We start from the raw sequence: 16,723 nt of genomic DNA on the forward strand, positions 1-16,723 counted from the left end.
GGCCGCGCCAAGCCGCCCCGGGCCGCGCCAAGCCGCCCCGGGCCGCGCCAAGCCGCCCCGGGCCGCGCCAAGCCGCCCCGGGCCGCGCCAAGCCGCCCCGGGCCGCGCCAAGCCGCGCCGCCCCGGGCCACACCGCGCCGGGCCGCGCCAAGCCGCACCGAGGTCGGGCCGGGCCGGGCCAGGCGGCGTCGGGCTGACGTGGGTGTCAGTCGAGCCAGGTGCCGGCCCGCATCACCCGGACCACGTTCAGTTCGTCGTCGAGGACGACCAGGTTGGCGCGGAGGCCCACCTGGAGGGCGCCGACCTTGTCACCCAGACCGATGGCCCGGGCCGGGGTGGTGGCGACCATCCGTACCGCGTCGGCGATCGGGATGCCGGCGGTGACGGCGTGCCGCAGTGCGGCGTCCATGGTGAGGGTGCTGCCGGCGATCGCCCCGCCCTGGGCCAGCCGGGCCACGCCGTCGGCCACGGCGACGGGCTGGCCGCCCAGCTCGTACTCGCCGTCGGGCATGCCGGCGGCGGCCATCGCGTCGGTGATCAGCGCGACCCGCTCCGGGCCGGCCACGGCGGTGGCGAAGGTGAGCATCCCGTCGTGCAGGTGCACCCCGTCCCCGATCAGCTCACAGACCACGTTCGGGGCCTCCAGCAGGGCCACCACCGGGCCGGGCTCGCGGTGGTGCAGCGGGCGCATCCCGTTGAACAGGTGGGTGCCGACGCTCGCCCCCGCCGAGATGGCGGCCCGGGTCTGCTCCCAGGTGGCGTCGGTGTGGCCGATTGCGGCGACCACCCCGTGCGAGGTGAGCAGCTTGATCGCGTCCAGCGCGCCGGGGCGCTCGGGGGCCAGGGTGACCATCCGTACCGTTCCCGCACCCTCCTCGACGAGTTGGCCCAGCTCGTCGGCGGACGGGTCGCGGAGAAACTCCGGGTTCTGCGCGCCGCACCGGGCAGCCGACAGGTACGGTCCTTCGAAGTGGACGCCCGCCAGCACGCCCTCGCGGACCAGCGGCGCGAACGCGGCGGTCGCGGTCCGCATCAGCGCGAGCGGGGAGCTGACCAGGCTGGCCAGCAGGGTGGTGGTGCCGTGTCGCAGGTGAAACGCGGCGGCCTCGCGGGCGGCGTCGGCGTCGCCGGTGGTGAAGGTGTGCCCGCCGCCGCCGTGGGTGTGCATGTCCACGAAACCCGGCACGATCCAGTGCCCGTCGCGCTTGGCCGGGTACTCGGCGACCGCGGTGATCCGCTCGCCGTCCAACTCCACGCACCCCTGCCGGACCACGCCGGTCGGGGTCACCACCTTGCCGGTCACCCGCAGGGTCATCGTCTCTCCAGACTGTCGAGGGCGAGCAGGGCGGCACCGAGGCAGCCGGCCTCGTCGCCCAGGGCCGCCGCGACCAGGCGCGGCTCCCGATGGAAGGTCATCCGTTCGTGCAGGGCCGCCCGGAGCGGGCCGAGCAGCTGCTCGCCGGCCCGGACCAGCCCGCCGCCGATCACCACGGTGTCCACGTCGAAGAGCGCCTGCCCGGTGGCGAGTCCGTCGGCGAGCGCCTCGACGGCCTCCTGCCACACCTGGCCGGCCAGCGGCTCGCCGGCCGCCGCCCGCTCGGCCACCTCGGCCGCACTCACCGCCGTACCGGCCGGGCGCGTTGCCGTGTCGGCCGGAGGTGCTGCCGTGCCGACTCCGGGCGGGTCGGCCTGCGTCGTTCCGTCGGCCAGTTGGGTGTAGCGGCGGGCGATGGCCGAGGCGGACGAGATGGCCTCCAGACAGCCGGGTCGGCCGCAGCCGCAGCGCGGGCCGTCGGGGCGTACCAGGATGTGGCCGATCTCGCCGGCGGCACCGTGCGCGCCGGTGGCGGCCGATCCGGCGACCACGTGCGCGGCGGCGATGCCGGTGCCGATCGCGACGAAGAGCACGTGCCGGGCGTCCCGGCCGGCGCCGAGCCGGGCCTCGGCGATCCCGCCCCCCCGCACGTCGTGGCCGAGTGCCGCCGGCAGCGCCAGCCGCGCCGCCACCAGATCCCGCAGTGGTACGTCCCGGAAGCCGACGTTCGCCGACCAGACCGCCACCCCGGCGGCCTCGTCGACCACCCCGGGCACGGCGACGCCGCAGGCCACCGGGGTCGACCCGCCGGCACGCGCCTTGCCGGCCAGGTCCTCGGCGACCGACAGGATGGTCTCCACCACCGCGTCCGGGCCGCGCCCGGCGTCGGTCGGGTGCCGTTCGGCGTGCCACACGCTGCCGTCCGGGCGGACCAGGGCGCACTTCATGCCGGTACCGCCGACGTCCAACGCGACGACGACCCGGTCGTCGCCCGCTGACCCGTCGGTCATGCCAGCACCACGGAGCGGGTCAGGTGTCGGGGCGCGTCCGGGTCCAGGCCCCGGCTGGTCGCCAGGGCCACCGCGAAGCGTTGGGCCAGGATCAGGTCGGCCATCGGGTCGACCGGGGTACGCCCGGCCGCCCAACTGCCCAGCACGGTGTGGCACCCGTGGTGCCGGCTGTGGACGAACGCCGCCCCGGTGGCCGCCACGTCCTCCGGCAGGCCGTCGGGCAGTTCCCCGAACGCCCAGACCAGCCGGCCGGGCCCGGCGATCGAGATGGGGCCGTGCCGGTAGTCCATCGCCGGGTACGCCTCGGCCCAGAAGGTGGCCGCCTCGCGGCACTTCAACGCGGCCTCCTGGGCCAGCCCGACCGTCCAGCCGCGACCGAGGAAGGTGGCCTGGTCGATGCGGGCCGGGTCGAGCGGCAGCGGGGCGCGGACGGCGACCTCGGCGTCGGCGGCCAGGGCCTCGACGTTGTCGCCGAGGTGGGCGCGGAGCAGTGCCAGGGCGGTGGTGGCGAACCGGGTCTGCACCACCGAGCGCTCGTCGGCGAAGGGCATCGGCACGGCCGTGTCGGCAAGCGCGACGGCGGGCGATGCGGGGTCACCGACCAGGACGGTGGTGGGTGTCCGGCCGCGTAGCGCGGCGAGCAGGTCGAGCACCTCGGTGGTGGTGCCGGAGCGGGTGATGGCGATCAGCCGGTCGTAGCGGCGTTCGGTGGGGAACTCGCTCGCCTGGAAGGCGTCGGTCTCGCCGTGGCCGGCCCGCTCGCGCAGCCCGGCGTACGCCATCGCCATGAACCACGACGTGCCGCACCCGACGACGGCGACCCGCTCGCCGGGTCGGGGGAGGTCGGTGGCGACGGTGCCGGCCAACCGGGCCGCCTCCCGCCAGCAGTCGGGCTGGCTGGCGATCTCCGCGTCGACGTACGCCATGGGAACTCCTCGCACAGGGGAGGGAGGTGCGCAATACGGCTCATTACCACCGTCTTTCGCGCGTTATTCTGCGCGAACCGGGGTGTGTGTGGCAACCTGCCCCCGGATCGCGCAGTCGAGGGTTTTGCGCACCGCCAGTTTCGCGCACTACTGTGCACGCAATCAATCACCGTTCGGGCAGAGTCATCGGAGGCCCCTCGTGGACCGGTATGCCAGGTGGAACGCTCTGCTCGAGATGCTCACCGGCAGCGGACGGGTAAGCGTCGAGGAGGCCGCCGAACGGCTGGACGTCTCCCAGGCCACCATCCGACGCGACTTCGACCAGCTCGCCCAGCAGCAGATGATCACGCGGACCCGGGGCGGCGCGGTCGCCAACGGCGTCTCGTACGACCTGCCGCTGCGCTACAAGACGGCCAAGCACTCGGCCGAGAAGCAGCGGATCGGCGCCGCTGCCGCCGCGCTCGTCTCCCCCGGCACCGTGGTCGGCCTCAACGGCGGCACCACCAGCACCGAGGTGGCCCGCGCCCTGGCCGTCCGGCCGGACCTGAACACCAACGCCGAGGGCGCGCAGCTCACCGTGGTCACCAACGCCCTGAACATCGCCAACGAGCTGCTGGTCCGCTCCCGGATGAAGGTCGTGGTCGCCGGGGGCGTGGTGCGGCCGAAGTCGTTCGAGCTGGTCGGGCCGCTCGGTGGGGCGCTGCTGCGCGAGGTCACCCTGGACGTCGCCCTGTTGGGCGTGGACGCGCTCGATCCCCAGTTGGGCGCTGCCGCCCACCACGAGGGTGAGGCGGCGATGAACAACCTGATGGTGGCGCGGGCCAAGCGGGTAGTGATCATCGCGGACTCGTCCAAGCTGGGCGGTCACGCGTTCGCCCGGATCTGCCCGGTGGAGCGGGTGGAGACCCTGGTGACCGACTCCGGGGCGGACCCCGGTCTGGTCGATGCCTTCCGTGCCGCCGGTGTGACCGTCGTCTGCGCCTGAGTGACTCGTTGATACACCGTCGGTAGCGATCGGCGCGCCGATGCATACCGGGTATTGCCCTGGAGGGCATACCGAGTATGGTGACCGCTGTCATGGCCCACCATCGGGGGAGGCGCAGCTTGTCGGCTGTCCTGGAGATCGAAGGTCTACGTAAGACGTACAAGAGCCGCCGGCGTGGTGTCCGCAACGCGCTGGACGGCTTCGACATGCGGGTGGAGGCCGGTCAGGTGCACGGCTTCCTCGGCCCCAACGGGTCGGGGAAGACCACCACCCTGCGGACCCTGCTCGGGCTGATCCAGCCGGACGGCGGCCGGATGGCGATCCTCGGCCGCGAGGTGCCCGCCGCGCTCCCCGCCGTCGCCGGTCAGGTCGGCGCGATCGTGGAGAGCCCGCAGTTCTTCCCGCACTTCTCGGCCCGGGACACCCTGTCTCTGCTGGCCGGGGCGGGTGACGTGCCCGCCGTACGGGTCGACGAGGTGCTGGAACTGGTCGGGCTGCGGGACCGGGCCGGTGACCGGGTCAAGACGTACTCGCTCGGCATGAAGCAGCGGCTCGCCGTCGCGTCCGCCCTGCTCAAGAACCCGAAGCTGCTGATCCTCGACGAGCCGGCCAACGGCCTCGACCCGGGCGGCATCCGGGAGATGCGCACCCTGATGCGTACCCTCGCCGAGTCCGGGATGACCGTGGTGCTCTCCAGTCACATCCTCGGCGAGATCCAGCTCATCTGCGACGAGGTCACCATCATCTCGCTGGGCCGACGGGTCGCCGCCGGCCCGGTGGAGCAGGTGCTCGCCCAGCACTCGCACGGCGGCGTACGGGTGCGGCTGGAGGCCGTCGAGGATCTCGCCACCGCCGCCGACCTGCTCGGCCGGGCCGGCGTCGCGGTCACCCGCCACCCCGACCACCTGATGCTGGCCGGGGTCGACAAACCGGCCACGGTCAGCCGGCTCCTCGCCGAACAGCACCTGTACGTCAGCGAGCTGGCCCCGGTGTCGGTGGACCTGGAGAGCGTCTTCCTGGAGATCACCGCCACCGCACCGGTCCCCGGCCAGCACCGTCAGGTCGACCAGTCCACGAAGGTCGGCGAGCCGGGCAGCACCGGCGGCGCCACGGGAGGGTGGGGCGCATGAGCCTGTACGTCACCGAACTGCGTCGGCTGGCCAAGCGCCGACTCACCCGGGTCATGCTGATCGTGCTCGTCCTCGGCCTGGCCGGCATCATCACCGCCTTCACCTTCTCCAGTCACAAGCTCTCCCCGGCGGTGATCGCCCAGGCACAGGCCGAGTCCGACGCGAGCTTCCAGGAGGCCATGCGGCACTGGGAGCGAGAGGTCAGCGCGTGCGACGCGGCCAAGGCGCGCGGCGAGGAGACCGAGGACCGGTACGGCCCGAACTGCGGCCGGGACTGGAAGCCCACCCCCGACATGTTCGACCCGAAGTGGAACCTGCCCTACCAGTTCGACTTCCGGGCCGAGTTCGGCACCTTCGTCGGCGTCTTCGCCGGGGCGGTGGCGCTCTTCGCCTTCCTGATCGGCGCCTCGTTCGTGGGCGCCGAGTGGAGCACCGGCGGGATGATGAACCTGCTGCTGTGGCGGCCGAAACGGCTCGCCGTGCTGGGCACCAAGCTGGCCGCCGTGCTCACCGCCCTGTCCGGGGTGACCGTGGTGCTCGGCGCGCTGTGGACGCTGGCCTTCTGGCTGATCGCGACGTACCGGGGGACCACCGCGAAGGTCACCTCGGGGGTGTGGCAGTCCACCGGGATCAGCGGGTTGCGGGCGTTGGCGCTGGTCCTCGCCGTGGGCGCGGTGGCCTTCGCGCTGGCCTCGCTGGGTCGGCACACCGCGATGGCGCTCGGCGTCGCCGTCGGGGTCGGGGTGGTCAGTGAGATCGGCATCCGGATCGCCACGACGGTCGCCGGGGTCCGGTTCGGGGATCGCTACGTCCTGTCCACCTACGCGCTGGCCTGGTTCCAGAAGGAGTGGAAGCTGATCGACTACCGGTCCTGCGAGCTGGTACAGGGTCAGTGCACCCCGAAGGAGCTGCTGGTGACCTGGCAGAACTCGGCGCTGGTGTTCGGCATCGGCACGGCCGTGGTGCTGGCCGCCGCGTTCTGGATGATGCGCCGGCGGGACATCACCTGAGCCTGACGCCCGCCCGCGCGGAGCCGGGTGTACGGGCCCGTGTCGACCGATGGTCGGCACGGGCCCGTCCGTCCTCCCGGACACGGGCACGGCCCATGCCGGACGGGAGCGTCATCGTTGCCGGCGGGCGCGTCAGCCCGCACCGGCGGGAGCGTCATCGTTGCGGGCGGGAGCGGCACCCGGTGCCGGCCGGGAGCGTCAGTCGGCCTGGTTAAGCTGGGTGTCCCCGGTCGGTTCGCCGGCCGGTCGTCCGCCCTGCCGAGGAGCGCCATGCCGCCCGCCGACGCCGTACCCAGGTCCGAGCCGTCGCCGGAGCCGGTGGACGTGCAGCCGCAGGCGGTGCCGCCGCCCCGAGCTGCCCCGGACGTCGAGCGGACGCCGGCGGCCCCGCCCCGGTCCGAGGACCCGGTGCCGGTCGCCGCGCCGCCGACCGGCGAACCGGCCCCCGACACGGTGGCCCCCGATGGTGCCGGCCGGCCGGGCGGCGGCGACGAGCTGACCGAACGGGAACGGCGCATCCTCACCTTCGAGCAGCAGTGGTGGCGGCACGCCGGGGCCAAGGAACAGGCCATCCGGGATACCTTCGGGCTCTCCGCCACCCGCTACTACCAGCTGCTCAACGGCCTGCTGGACCGCCCCGCCGCGCTGGCCGCCGAGCCGCTGCTGGTCGGCCGGCTGCGGAGGCTGCGGTCCTCGCGGACCCGTAACCGACGCCGCTGATCACCCACGACCACCTCGCATTCGATCCGACGACCGGTCGAGACCTCCGGCCGGACCGCCAGTCACCACCCAAAGGGATGGACGACGTCCGGTGGGGGCGGCAGACTGCGGCATGTGGCAGGCGCGGTACGGCTGGAGCCGGTGGACGAGGAGAACCTGGAGTCGTTGCTCTCCGTAGCGGCGGCCGAGGCCGAGCCGATCGACGTGATGCCTCCGGTGGAGGCCCCCGCCGGTTGGTCGCACGCCCGACGGGAGGCGTTCCGGGCCTTCCACCGGGCCAGCTTCGCCGGCCTGGACGGCCCGACCCGCACCCTGATGTTCGCCGTGTACGTCGGTGACGAGGTGGTCGGCATGGTGCGGATGACCCGGTGTGACCCTCCCGGGGTGGTGGAGACGGGGATGTGGCTCGGGCGTTCGGCCCGTGGGCAGGGGCTGGGCGCAATGGTCCTGCGGGAACTGCTGAACGCCGCGGCGGCGGCCGGCATGCACTCCGTCGTCGCGGACACCACCCCGGACAACGTGGGGGCCATCTCGGTGCTGCGCCGATGCGGCGCGAAACTGCTCGAAGACGGTGGAAAGGTGCACGCGGAGATATCTCTCGACGCGACTCCGCCCGCAGCTCTGCCGTAACCCTCAGCCCGCGCGCTTCTCCGCGTACGCCGCCAGCCAGGCGACCTGGGCCGGGTCCAGGGAGGGGCGGACCCGACGGCGGGCCGTCGCGACGTGGGCGGCGGTGACCGTGGTAGCGGCCAGCGACTCCCGCATCGCGGCCAGCGCCGCCTCCCGCACCAGCGCCGCGCAGTCCGCCGCCGAGAAACCGGCCAGCTCCTCGCCGAGCGCGGCCAGGTCGACCTCCTCCGCCAGCGGCACCGTGCGGGACGACGCGCGGAGGATCTCCGTCCGGGCCGGCCCGTCCGGTGGCGGCACGTACACCAGCCGTTCCAGCCGGCCGGGGCGCAGCAGCGCCGGGTCGACCAGGTCCGGCCGGTTGGTCGCCCCGACCACCACCACGTTGCGCAGCGCCTCCACCCCGTCCAGCTCGGTCAGCAGCGCGGCCACCACCCGGTCGGTGGTACCGCCGTCGGTGGCCTGCCCGCGTACCGGGGCCAGCGCGTCCATCTCGTCGAGGAAGACCAGCGTCGGCGCGGCCTCGCGGGCCCGGCGGAACAGTTCGCGCACCGCCCGCTCGCTCTCCCCGACCCACTTGGAGAGCAGCTCGGCACCCTTCACCGACAGCACGTTCGCCCGCCCCGTTCCGGCCAGGGCGGTCACCAGGTACGTCTTTCCGCACCCCGGCGGCCCGTAGAGCAGCACACCCCGGGGCGGCTGCACCCCGAGCCGGGCGAAGGTGTCCGGGTAGGTCAACGGCCAGAGCACCGACTCGGTGAGGGTCTGCTTCACCTCACCGAGGCCGCCGACGTCGTCGAGGGTGACCGTGGCCAGCTCCAGGGTGGAGGCCGCCATGGTGGTCGGCCGGACCACCTCCAGCGCCGCCGAGAAGTCGGCCATCGCCACCGTCGGCGTCTCGGCCGTCTTCTGCCGCAGCGCCGCCCGTACCCCGGCCTCCCGGACCAGCGCGGCCAGGTCGGCGGCGACGAATCCGGGGGTACGACCGGCCACCTCGTCGAGCCGGACGTCCTCGGCCAGCGGCACCTGCCGGGTCAGCACGGTCAACTGCTCGCGGCGCAGCGCCGGGTCGGGCAGCGGCACCGTGATCCGTAGCGACAGCAGGTCCGGCGCGCGCAACCCCGGATCGACCGACTCCGGGCGTGAGGTGGTGCACACCACCGCCGTCCCCGATCGGACGGCCCCGGCGATCACCTGCCGGAACACGGTGGCCAGCGGCCCGGCATCCTCGGCCGGGGCCAGCGCCTCCACGTCGGTGACCAGCAGCACCGCCGGCCCGCCGCCGGTCAGCTCGGCGGCGGTCGCGCGCAGCCGTCGGGCTGCCGCGTCGTTGGTCAACGCGGCCAACTCCGGTGCCCAGAGCGGGCGTACCCGGGCCCCGACCGCCTTCGCCACGGCCCGCACCAGCGCCGACTTGCCCGAGCCGGCCGGCCCGCTGAGCAGCACGCCGAGCGAGACCGTGGTGCCCAGCCGGCCCAGCACCTCCCGGTGGTGGAAGCCGAGGTCGAGCAGCTCGGTCAGCTCCTCGGCCTGGGCACGCAGGCCGGGCAGCTCGTCCACGTGCGGCACGTCGTCCTCGTTCACCGACTCGTCGGTGGGCCAGCCGGTCGCCCCGGCGGTGGTCGCGGCCTGCGGCGCACCGGCAGCCTGACCCGCCGGGGTGCCGGCGGTCCGACCGGTCGAGGGGCCGGTCCGGGTGGTGGAGCCCGCGCCTGGGCGGGCCGGGCCGGAGGAGCCGTGGGTGACCTGGCCGTGCTCCCAGCCGACCACCGTGTCCATGGTCACCAGCGCGCCGGTCTCCGGTTCGGCGGCGACCACGGTGAGCAGGGTGCTCGTCCAGGCGTACCCGACGGTGTTGGCGAGGCTGCGTCGGGCGGCGTCGACCAGGCCGCGCACCGAGGCGTCGGGGAGGACGTCCTGGGGCAGCAGGGAGACGTTGTCACCCTCGGTGATCACCTTGCCGAGCAGGGCGAGCCGGAGCATCTCCGGGGAGACCGCGGCGAGCACCGCCACCGGGCCGCTCAGGGTCACCCGCCGGGCCGGGGCCACCGGGGCAGCGGCGACCGTCACCTGTCCACCGTCGCGCAGGCCGAGGTTGCCCAACGTGAGGTCGTCGGCGTAGAGCAGGGCGGCGCTGGCGGTCGGCTCGGCGGGCGCGACGATCCCGGCGGTGACCCGTCGACCGGTCAGCCGTACCGGGTCGCCGGGGCGCAGCGCGAGGGCGGTGAGCACCTCCGGGTGCAGCCGGACGATGCCGCGTCGGGCGTCCAGCGCGGCCGGGCGCAGGCTCGCGGTCAGGGTCAGGTCCGGTTCGGGCATCGCCCGACAGTAGCCGCCCGCCGCTCCGGACGCCCGGCGGTCAGTCGTCGTTGTCGAGCAGCGTCGGGTCGCGTCGGATCAACTCGGCCAGCCGGGCCGCCGGGTCGACGCCGGGCATCTCCCGGGCCGGTGGCGTCCAGGCCGGTGGCGTCCGGTCCGCAGGGGGCCAGGCCGGCGGTGGCGTCGTCGGGGATGGCCAGGCCGGCGGTGGCATCGCCGGGGATGGCCTGGCCGGGGATGGCATCGCCGGGGATGGCCTGGCCGGGGGGTCGATGGCGATCCGCGTGTCGGCGTCCGTCCGTTCGCCCCGAGCCCCGGCGTCCGTCCGCTCCACCCGCAGCGGGTACGTCCGCCCGTCGTACTCGATCCGCAGCACCACGGACAGTCCGGGCCGGGCGGCGACCACCCGGCGGACCGCCTCGGCCACCTCCTCCACCGGGTCGGACCCGCCGGCGGCGGACGCCACCGGCCCGGTCCACCCGGACCCGTTCCGGGCCGGTCCCTCCGGTGCCGCCCCGGGGTGCCCCGGCCCGGTCGGTGCCGCCCCGGGGCGTGCCGGCCCGATCAGCGCCGGCCCGATCAACGCCGGCCCGGGAGGCGTCGGCTCTGTCGTCCCCCGGCCGGTGGCCTCGAAGGCCAGGGTCGACGTGCCGTCGTCGACCTCCGCGCCCTGTTCGGCCGACCGGCGACGACGTGCCTCCTCACGGCGTGCCAGCCGGGCCAGTGTCTCGTCCAGACCACCTCTCATCACGCGTCCCCCTCTCCGATGGAAACGGTCCGAGCGCCGATTCGCTCAGGCGCCCTTCTCCCGAACCGCCCGGTCCAGCGCCCGGTCCAGGACGACCAGGAGGGCGTCCCGCACCGACAGCCGGTCCCGGGCGTCGAACTGCACCAGCGGTACGTGGTCACCGACCGCCAGCGCCCACCGGATCGCCCCCAACTCGTGCGTCAGCCGGCCGTCGAAGGTGTTCACCCCGACCACGAAGGGCAGGCCGGCCCGCTCGAAGAAGTCGATCGCCGGGTAGCAGTCGTCCAGCCGGGAGCTGTCCACCACCACCAGCGCGCCGAGCGCGCCCCGGGCCAGGTCGTCCCACATGAAGCCGAACCGGTTCTGCCCCGGCGTGCCGAACAGGTAGAGCTTCAGGCTCCGATCGATGGTCACGCAGCCGAAGTCCATCGCCACCGTGGTGGTGGTCTTCGCGCTCCGTGTTCCGGGGTCGTCCACCCCGATGCCGGCGCTGGTCATCTCGGCCTCGGTGGTCAGCGGGTCGATCTCGGAGATCGCGCCGACCGTGGTGGTCTTGCCCACCCCGAAACCACCGGCGATGAGGAGCTTGACCGGGATCGGTGGGGCCACGACCGGCCCGTTCCGGGTGGCCGTGGCCGGCGTGGCCGTCGGTGCCGCCGACGGCCGGTACGGTGGCGGCGAGGACGGATGCTGCGGTGGCGTCGGAGGGCCGCTCGCCGGTTGGCCGTAGCGGGCGGAGGCACTGTTCGCGGCGAGCCCGCCGAGCGGGGCGACCGGCCATTCAGGAGATCGCACGAAGTCCATCAATCACTCGCAGGATGAGGTCGGGGTCAAATGCGTCGTCGACGGCGCCGACGTGCACGTCGAGGTGGCCGGCGGCCCGCAGGTCACCGACCAGCACCCGGGTCACGCCGAGGTGCAGCCGCATCCGGGCGGAGATCTCCGCGACCGAGATCGGTTCACCGCACAGGGCGACGATCGCCTGCAACTCGGGAGCGAGCAGGGCCGGAAGGACGGCGACCCGGCCCTGCTCGAACCGGGCAGTGACCTGGGTTTCCAGGCCGATCGCGGGGTCCGCGCCGGCCACCCGTCCGGCGGTCAGCACGAACGGGCGGGGGCTGGCCGGCCGGTCGGTCTCCGGCTCGGGGGCAGGCGTCGGCGTCGCCGTCCCGCCCCCCGACGGGGTCCGCAGGTAGGGGCGGACCCGGACCAACGGTTCGGGTTCCGATTCCTCGCCGGCGGCGTCCCAGGTCATTGCTGAACGGCGTTCTTCAGCTCGGCGATCAGTCTCGGTGTCAACGCGCCGCCGGCCCGGCCGGCGAAGAGCGTCATCTCGTATGCGACGGTGCCCAGGTTGGCCGACCGGTCGGCGATCACGCCGAGCACCGAGCCGCTGCTGATCGCGGTGATCAACAGGTAGCCGTCGGCCATGTCCACGATCACCCGGTTGAGCCCGCCGAGCGCGTACCAGCTGGCGGCCCCGCCGGCCAGGCTGGTCATACCGGAGACCACGGCGGCGAGGCGTTCGGCGTTGGACCGGTCCTTGATCGAGGACATGGCCATCAGCAGCCCGTCGGAGGAGACCGCGATGGCCTCCAGGACGCCGGCCGTGCTGGAGGTGAACGAGTCCAACAGCCAGTTGAAGGTGCGCGCCTCCGGGCTGAGATCACCGGCCGGATGGTTCTGGTAGTCGACGTTCTCGTGTACGTGCGGGCTGGTCACCGTGTCGTTCCTTCTTCAGTGCGGCGGTCGGGGCGGACTTCGCGCAGAGCTCGGGCGACGCCCGTCTCGAACGCGTTGATGAGATCGCGGACCTCGCCCGGATCTCCCGGGTGCTGGCTGGGCGGTTGCCGGGGTGGCGAAACGGTCAGGTTGGCACCCGGTATCCGCCGGGTCAGCCGGGGTGCCGCCGGCTCGACGGGGTGTGCGGCGGCCGGCCGGGCCGCCTCGGCCCGGTGCACCCCGGACTGGAACTGCTCGACGAGGGCTCGGGCGGCGGCCGGGTCGGCGTGGGTGGCGTCCACCGGACCGACGATCGAGGTGGTCCGGGGCAGGCTGGCACCGGGTACCCGCTGCCGGATTCCGGGCAGTGGGGCCGGCTGGCCCGCGGGGAGCGGGGTGGGCTGTGGGACCGCCGCCCGGCTCGGTCCGGCGTCCACCGGGACCACCGCGGCGGTGCCGCGGGCCGGCAGGACGGTGCCGGAGTGTGCCGGCAGGACGGTGCCGGAGTGTGCCGGCAGGACGGTCGCGGAGTCGGCCGGCCCGGCTGTCCCCGGTCCGGCCGGGAGGGCCGTCCCGGGCCCGGCCGGTAGTGCTGTTCCTGGTCCGGCCGGTAGGGCCGTCCGAGGTCCGGCCGGGTCGGGTCCGGCCGGCACGACCGTCTCCGGGCCGGTCGGCGTGGTGCCGAACGCGTCCCAGGGGCCGGTGGCCTCCATGCTCCTGGTCGCCTTGCTGAGCAGCGTCGGGTCGAATCCGGGCAACGCCGTGGGGTCGACCACCGGCCGGGCCGGGCCCGCGTCGACCACGGCCGGTGTCCCACCGGTCCGCAGGCTGTCGGTGCCGGGCGTCCCGGCCGGGCCGGTCGCCCCCGGCCGGTCCAACGACGGGAGTACGGCGTGGCCGGTCGTCCCGGACCGGTCCCGCGACGGAAGCGCGGCGTGGCCGGTCGTCCCCGGCCGGTCCGGCGAGGGAAGTACGGCACGGGTGACGGGTCCGCCGTTCCGCCCGGTCGGGGCCTGCGCCAGGGCGGAGCGGGGGAGCACCAGGGTGGCGGTCACCCCGCTGCCGGCGGTCGGGGCGAGCTCCACCGTCCAGCCGTGCCGGCGGGCCAGCCGGCCCACCACGAAGAGCCCGAGCACCTCGGACGGGGCCAGGTCCAGCCGCTCCCGACGGGTGAACCGGGCGTTCTCCTCGGCCAGCCGTTGCCCGCTCATGCCGATGCCCTGGTCGATCACGGCCAGCCGTGCGCCGTCGTCGGTCGGCTCGGCGGTGACGACGACCCGGGTGTGCGGCGGGGAGAAGACGGTGGCGTTTTCCATCAGCTCGGCCAGCGCCAGCACCAGGTCACCGATGATCGCCGGCGCGGCGACCACCTCGGGTGGGACCTGCACGTCCACCCGGGTGTAGTCCTCGATCTCACCGAGGGCCAGCCGGACCACGTCGGCCACCGGAATCGGTGCGACGTGCGCGTCGTCGCCCGCCGCGCCGGAGAGCACCACCAGGCTGCCCGCGTTACGGCGCAGCCGGCTGGAGATGTGGTCGAGCCGGTACAGGTGTTCCAGCCGACCCGGCTCGGTCTCCTGCTGCTCCAACCGGTCGATCAGGGCGATCTGCCGGCCGACCAGGTTCTGGGTACGCCGCCCGACGTGGCCGAACATCTGGGCCACGTTGCGCCGGCTCGCCACCTGTCGTTCCACCAGCCGGGCGGCGGTGTTCTGCACCCGTTCGAAGGCGCGGGCCAGGTCGCCGATCTCGTCCCGGGCGCCCACGTCGACCGGGTCGAGGCGTACCGGTGGGGTGGTCTCCGACTCGTCGTCGGCGACCCGGACCAGCTCGGACTCGGCGACCCGGGCGACCCGGTCCGCGGAGCGGGTGAGCCGGGTGAGCGGCCGGGCCACCGTCCGGCCGACCGACATGGTGAGCAGGATCACCACGATCAGGATCACCACGATCAGGATGGTCACCCAGTACGCCCCGGCGAGCGCGTACTGCCGGTCGGCGCGTACCTCGGCGGTGACGTCGGCGACCAGCTTCTTCTCCACGAACTGGCCCAGGGTGATCATCGAGGAGACGGTGGGGAAGAGGGTCGCCACGTCCAGCCTGCCGATCGCCGTGGCCGGGTCCAGCGCGCTCTGGTTGAGGAAGTCCGGGCCGGTGCGGTTGGCCACCGCGACTTCCTCGAGGGCGAGCAGTTCGAGCTGCTCGGGGGTGACCAGGGCCTGGAGCCGGGCGCTGTCCTCCTCGAGGATGGCGAAGTTGGCCACGTAGGCGGTGATGGTCTGGTTGTTCGGCTTGGCGGCGACCAGCACGATCAGGGTGGCGCCGGCGCTGAGCCGTTCGCCGGTGCGCAGCAGGCCGTCCAGCGCCAGCACCTGCCGCCCGGCCGGGGTGCGGGTGTCCGCGTTGAGCCGCAGCCGGAGCGAGTCGATCAGGGCGGTGTGCACCGGCCCGTACCCGTTCATGAGCTGGTCCGGGCCGGTCTGCCCGGCCACCGCCGCCGTCCGGAGGGCAGCCAGCTGCCGTACCCCGTCGAGGGCGGTGTCGACCTCTGCCGGCAGCGTGTCTCCGAGGTCGGCGCGCAGGTCGGCGATCCGGTCGTCGACCTCGGCCATCGCCTGCACCAGGTCGGTGCGCTGGACCTGCCCGAGCAGCAGACCGACGGCGAGCAGGCGTTCCTGCTGGAGGTGCTGGAGGATGGTGCCGACCCGACCGGCGACCCGCACCCGCTCGGCGATGTCGCCGGCCTGCTGGGCCACGGTGGCCCGTTCCCAGACCACCGGCACCGTGAGCCCGGCCATGCAGAGCAGGGGGACCATCACGAGCAGGGCCAGCTTGCCCCGGATCCGGAGCCTACCGAGCAGCATCGAAGGGCCTCCACCGGTCGGGTTCGGGGCCCTGGCCCGCCGGCTGGAGCACCGGCACCGGCCCGGCCGGCAGGCGACCGGGCTGCGCCGGCGGCTCCCATCGGGTGGGCCCGGTCTCCTCGGTCTCCTCGGTCGGCTCACCGGGTGCGGTGCCGCTGCCCACCGGGGTGTCTCTCCGACGGGACAGCCAACCGCTTGCGCCGAGCGCCACCAGGAGCAGCCCGGCCACCCCGCCGGCGCCGAGGATCAGCAGGTCGTCGCCGTCGAGCTGGTCGATTCGCTGCTGGAGCAGCCGGTCCAACTCGTCGAGGATGACCGGCTGGAGCTGCCTGGCCGCGTTCTGCGCCTGGGAGCGGGCGCTGGCGAGCTTGGTCAGATCCACCGTCTGCGTCCGGCCGGTGGGCTGGGACAACGCACCCATCGCCTCGATCGCCCGCTGGTACGTGTCGAGCGGGGTGAGCACGCCCGCGCCGATGTCGGCGCTCTCCGAGGTGTCGACCACCGCCTGGAGGTCGTCGACCAGGTCGCCCGCCGGTTGCAGGGCGGCGAACCGGAGGGTGGCCAGTTCGGCGAGCGAGCGGGCCTGTTCGGCAGCGGGCCGCTGCTGCGTCAGGACGGCCAGGTCGACGAGCCGTCCGGCGGCGACCACCGCCTCCGGCATCTCCTCGCCGACGCCGTCCTGGAGGAAGTACGAGTCGGAGCCGGCGTCCCGGATCAGGCCGGAGGTCTCCCGCACCTTGCCGTGCAGGGCCAGCAACAGATCGGTGACCTCGCCGTACGCGGTGAAAGCGGCTTCCGGGTCGGTGAGCGACCGGCTGGGCAGGCCCTCCAGTTTCGCCCGTAGCCCGGCCCACCGCTCGGTGCTGCGCAACTCCTCGCCGATCCGGGAGTCGACCGTCGCGGCCTGCTCCACCGCCCGGTCCAGGGCGTCCCGGGATGCCGGTCGGCCGGCGACGGCGGCCGTCTGCGCGTCCACCAGCGCCTCGGTGACCGGACCGAGGGCGCGCAGGTACTCGACGCCGAGGCGTTCCCGTTCGGCCAGCTCACGGTCCGCGTCGAGGAGCCGGTGGCCCTGTACGACGAGGAACGCCACCGGCAGCAGCAGCGCGGTGGCGAGTAGCAGCGGCAACAGGCGGCCCGGTGTCCTGGGCCGTCGACGGACCCGCGAGGCGGGAACGGTCATGGTTGTCTCCTCCGGCGGCGGCGCAGGGGTTCGGGGATGGCGTGACACTTCGGTCCCGTGCGTCGGACCGGAACCTAATCGACGGGCGATCCCTGGCCAGAGGTCTGCGCCGGTCAGTTTTGCGTCACTTCGAGTGATGTGACGCCAGATGGACGCTCCCCATACGC

General features: G+C 74.1%; 15 protein-coding genes. 5 read left to right on the forward strand and 10 right to left on the reverse strand.

Translation table 11 applies throughout. From position 1 onward, the window contains the following. Positions 1 to 205: 205 nt before the first annotated feature. From nagA to ACIG87_RS16470, 3 genes are read right to left on the reverse strand one after another with little or no spacing between them, the layout of a single operon-like run. On the reverse strand, positions 206 to 1,315 hold the full coding sequence (gene nagA, locus ACIG87_RS16460; protein WP_396851352.1) for an N-acetylglucosamine-6-phosphate deacetylase: 1,110 nt from the start codon (positions 1,313 to 1,315) through the stop codon (positions 206 to 208). Next, entirely contained in the window at positions 1,312 to 2,325 is a 1,014-nt protein-coding gene (locus tag ACIG87_RS16465) for an ROK family protein (protein WP_396851353.1), read from the reverse strand. Before ACIG87_RS16465 ends, nagA begins: the two co-directional genes overlap by 4 nt. Beyond that, a complete protein-coding gene (locus ACIG87_RS16470) occupies positions 2,322 to 3,251 on the reverse strand; it encodes an SIS domain-containing protein (RefSeq protein ID WP_396851354.1) in 930 nt (309 codons plus the stop codon). Before ACIG87_RS16470 ends, ACIG87_RS16465 begins: the two co-directional genes overlap by 4 nt. A 199-nt stretch (positions 3,252 to 3,450) precedes the next feature. Here ACIG87_RS16470 and ACIG87_RS16475 point away from each other — a divergent pair, with 199 nt between their 5' ends. The 5 genes from ACIG87_RS16475 to ACIG87_RS16495 all read left to right on the forward strand — a co-directional run bounded on the left by ACIG87_RS16475 (position 3,451) and on the right by ACIG87_RS16495 (position 7,726). Continuing rightward, on the forward strand, positions 3,451 to 4,236 hold the full coding sequence (locus ACIG87_RS16475; RefSeq protein WP_396851355.1) for a DeoR/GlpR family DNA-binding transcription regulator: 786 nt from the start codon (positions 3,451 to 3,453) through the stop codon (positions 4,234 to 4,236). Positions 4,237 to 4,355: 119 nt separating this feature from the next. Further along, positions 4,356 to 5,366: an ABC transporter ATP-binding protein gene (locus ACIG87_RS16480; RefSeq protein WP_396851356.1), complete on the forward strand. Its 1,011-nt coding sequence runs from the start codon at positions 4,356 to 4,358 to the stop codon at positions 5,364 to 5,366. Beyond that, positions 5,363 to 6,376, forward strand: a complete 1,014-nt coding sequence (locus ACIG87_RS16485; RefSeq protein ID WP_396851357.1) for an ABC transporter permease — start codon at positions 5,363 to 5,365, stop codon at positions 6,374 to 6,376. Before ACIG87_RS16480 ends, ACIG87_RS16485 begins: the two co-directional genes overlap by 4 nt. 270 nt (positions 6,377 to 6,646) lie before the next feature. Then, positions 6,647 to 7,096, forward strand: coding sequence for a DUF3263 domain-containing protein (locus ACIG87_RS16490; protein ID WP_396851358.1), 450 nt, complete (start codon positions 6,647 to 6,649; stop codon positions 7,094 to 7,096). A 114-nt stretch (positions 7,097 to 7,210) separates the two neighbouring features. Next, entirely contained in the window at positions 7,211 to 7,726 is a 516-nt protein-coding gene (locus ACIG87_RS16495) for a GNAT family N-acetyltransferase (RefSeq protein WP_396851359.1), read from the forward strand. A 3-nt stretch (positions 7,727 to 7,729) separates the two neighbouring features. On the opposite strand, the gene ACIG87_RS16500 is transcribed toward ACIG87_RS16495, so the two are convergent. The 7 genes from ACIG87_RS16500 to ACIG87_RS16530 are packed head-to-tail and all read right to left on the reverse strand — an operon-like array spanning position 7,730 to position 16,556. Beyond that, complete coding sequence (locus ACIG87_RS16500; protein ID WP_396851360.1) at positions 7,730 to 10,042, reverse strand: AAA family ATPase; 2,313 nt, start codon at positions 10,040 to 10,042, stop codon at positions 7,730 to 7,732. Between the two features lie 40 nt (positions 10,043 to 10,082). After that, entirely contained in the window at positions 10,083 to 10,790 is a 708-nt protein-coding gene (locus tag ACIG87_RS16505; RefSeq protein WP_396851361.1) for a hypothetical protein, read from the reverse strand. 45 nt (positions 10,791 to 10,835) lie between these two features. Continuing rightward, on the reverse strand, positions 10,836 to 11,594 hold the full coding sequence (locus ACIG87_RS16510) for a GTP-binding protein (RefSeq protein WP_396851362.1): 759 nt from the start codon (positions 11,592 to 11,594) through the stop codon (positions 10,836 to 10,838). Further along, entirely contained in the window at positions 11,572 to 12,045 is a 474-nt protein-coding gene (locus ACIG87_RS16515) for a DUF742 domain-containing protein (RefSeq protein ID WP_396851363.1), read from the reverse strand. The genes ACIG87_RS16510 and ACIG87_RS16515 overlap by 23 nt, the downstream gene beginning before the upstream one ends. Then, a complete protein-coding gene (locus ACIG87_RS16520; RefSeq protein WP_067305308.1) occupies positions 12,042 to 12,512 on the reverse strand; it encodes a roadblock/LC7 domain-containing protein in 471 nt (156 codons plus the stop codon). The genes ACIG87_RS16515 and ACIG87_RS16520 overlap by 4 nt, the downstream gene beginning before the upstream one ends. Further along, positions 12,509 to 15,373: a nitrate- and nitrite sensing domain-containing protein gene (locus ACIG87_RS16525; RefSeq protein WP_396851364.1), complete on the reverse strand. Its 2,865-nt coding sequence runs from the start codon at positions 15,371 to 15,373 to the stop codon at positions 12,509 to 12,511. Before ACIG87_RS16525 ends, ACIG87_RS16520 begins: the two co-directional genes overlap by 4 nt. Beyond that, on the reverse strand, positions 15,360 to 16,556 hold the full coding sequence (locus ACIG87_RS16530; RefSeq protein WP_396851365.1) for a hypothetical protein: 1,197 nt from the start codon (positions 16,554 to 16,556) through the stop codon (positions 15,360 to 15,362). The genes ACIG87_RS16525 and ACIG87_RS16530 overlap by 14 nt, the downstream gene beginning before the upstream one ends. Positions 16,557 to 16,723 lie beyond the last annotated feature (167 nt).

It is taken from the genome of Micromonospora sp. NPDC051925, assembly GCF_044548625.1.
Classification (GTDB): domain Bacteria; phylum Actinomycetota; class Actinomycetes; order Mycobacteriales; family Micromonosporaceae; genus Micromonospora.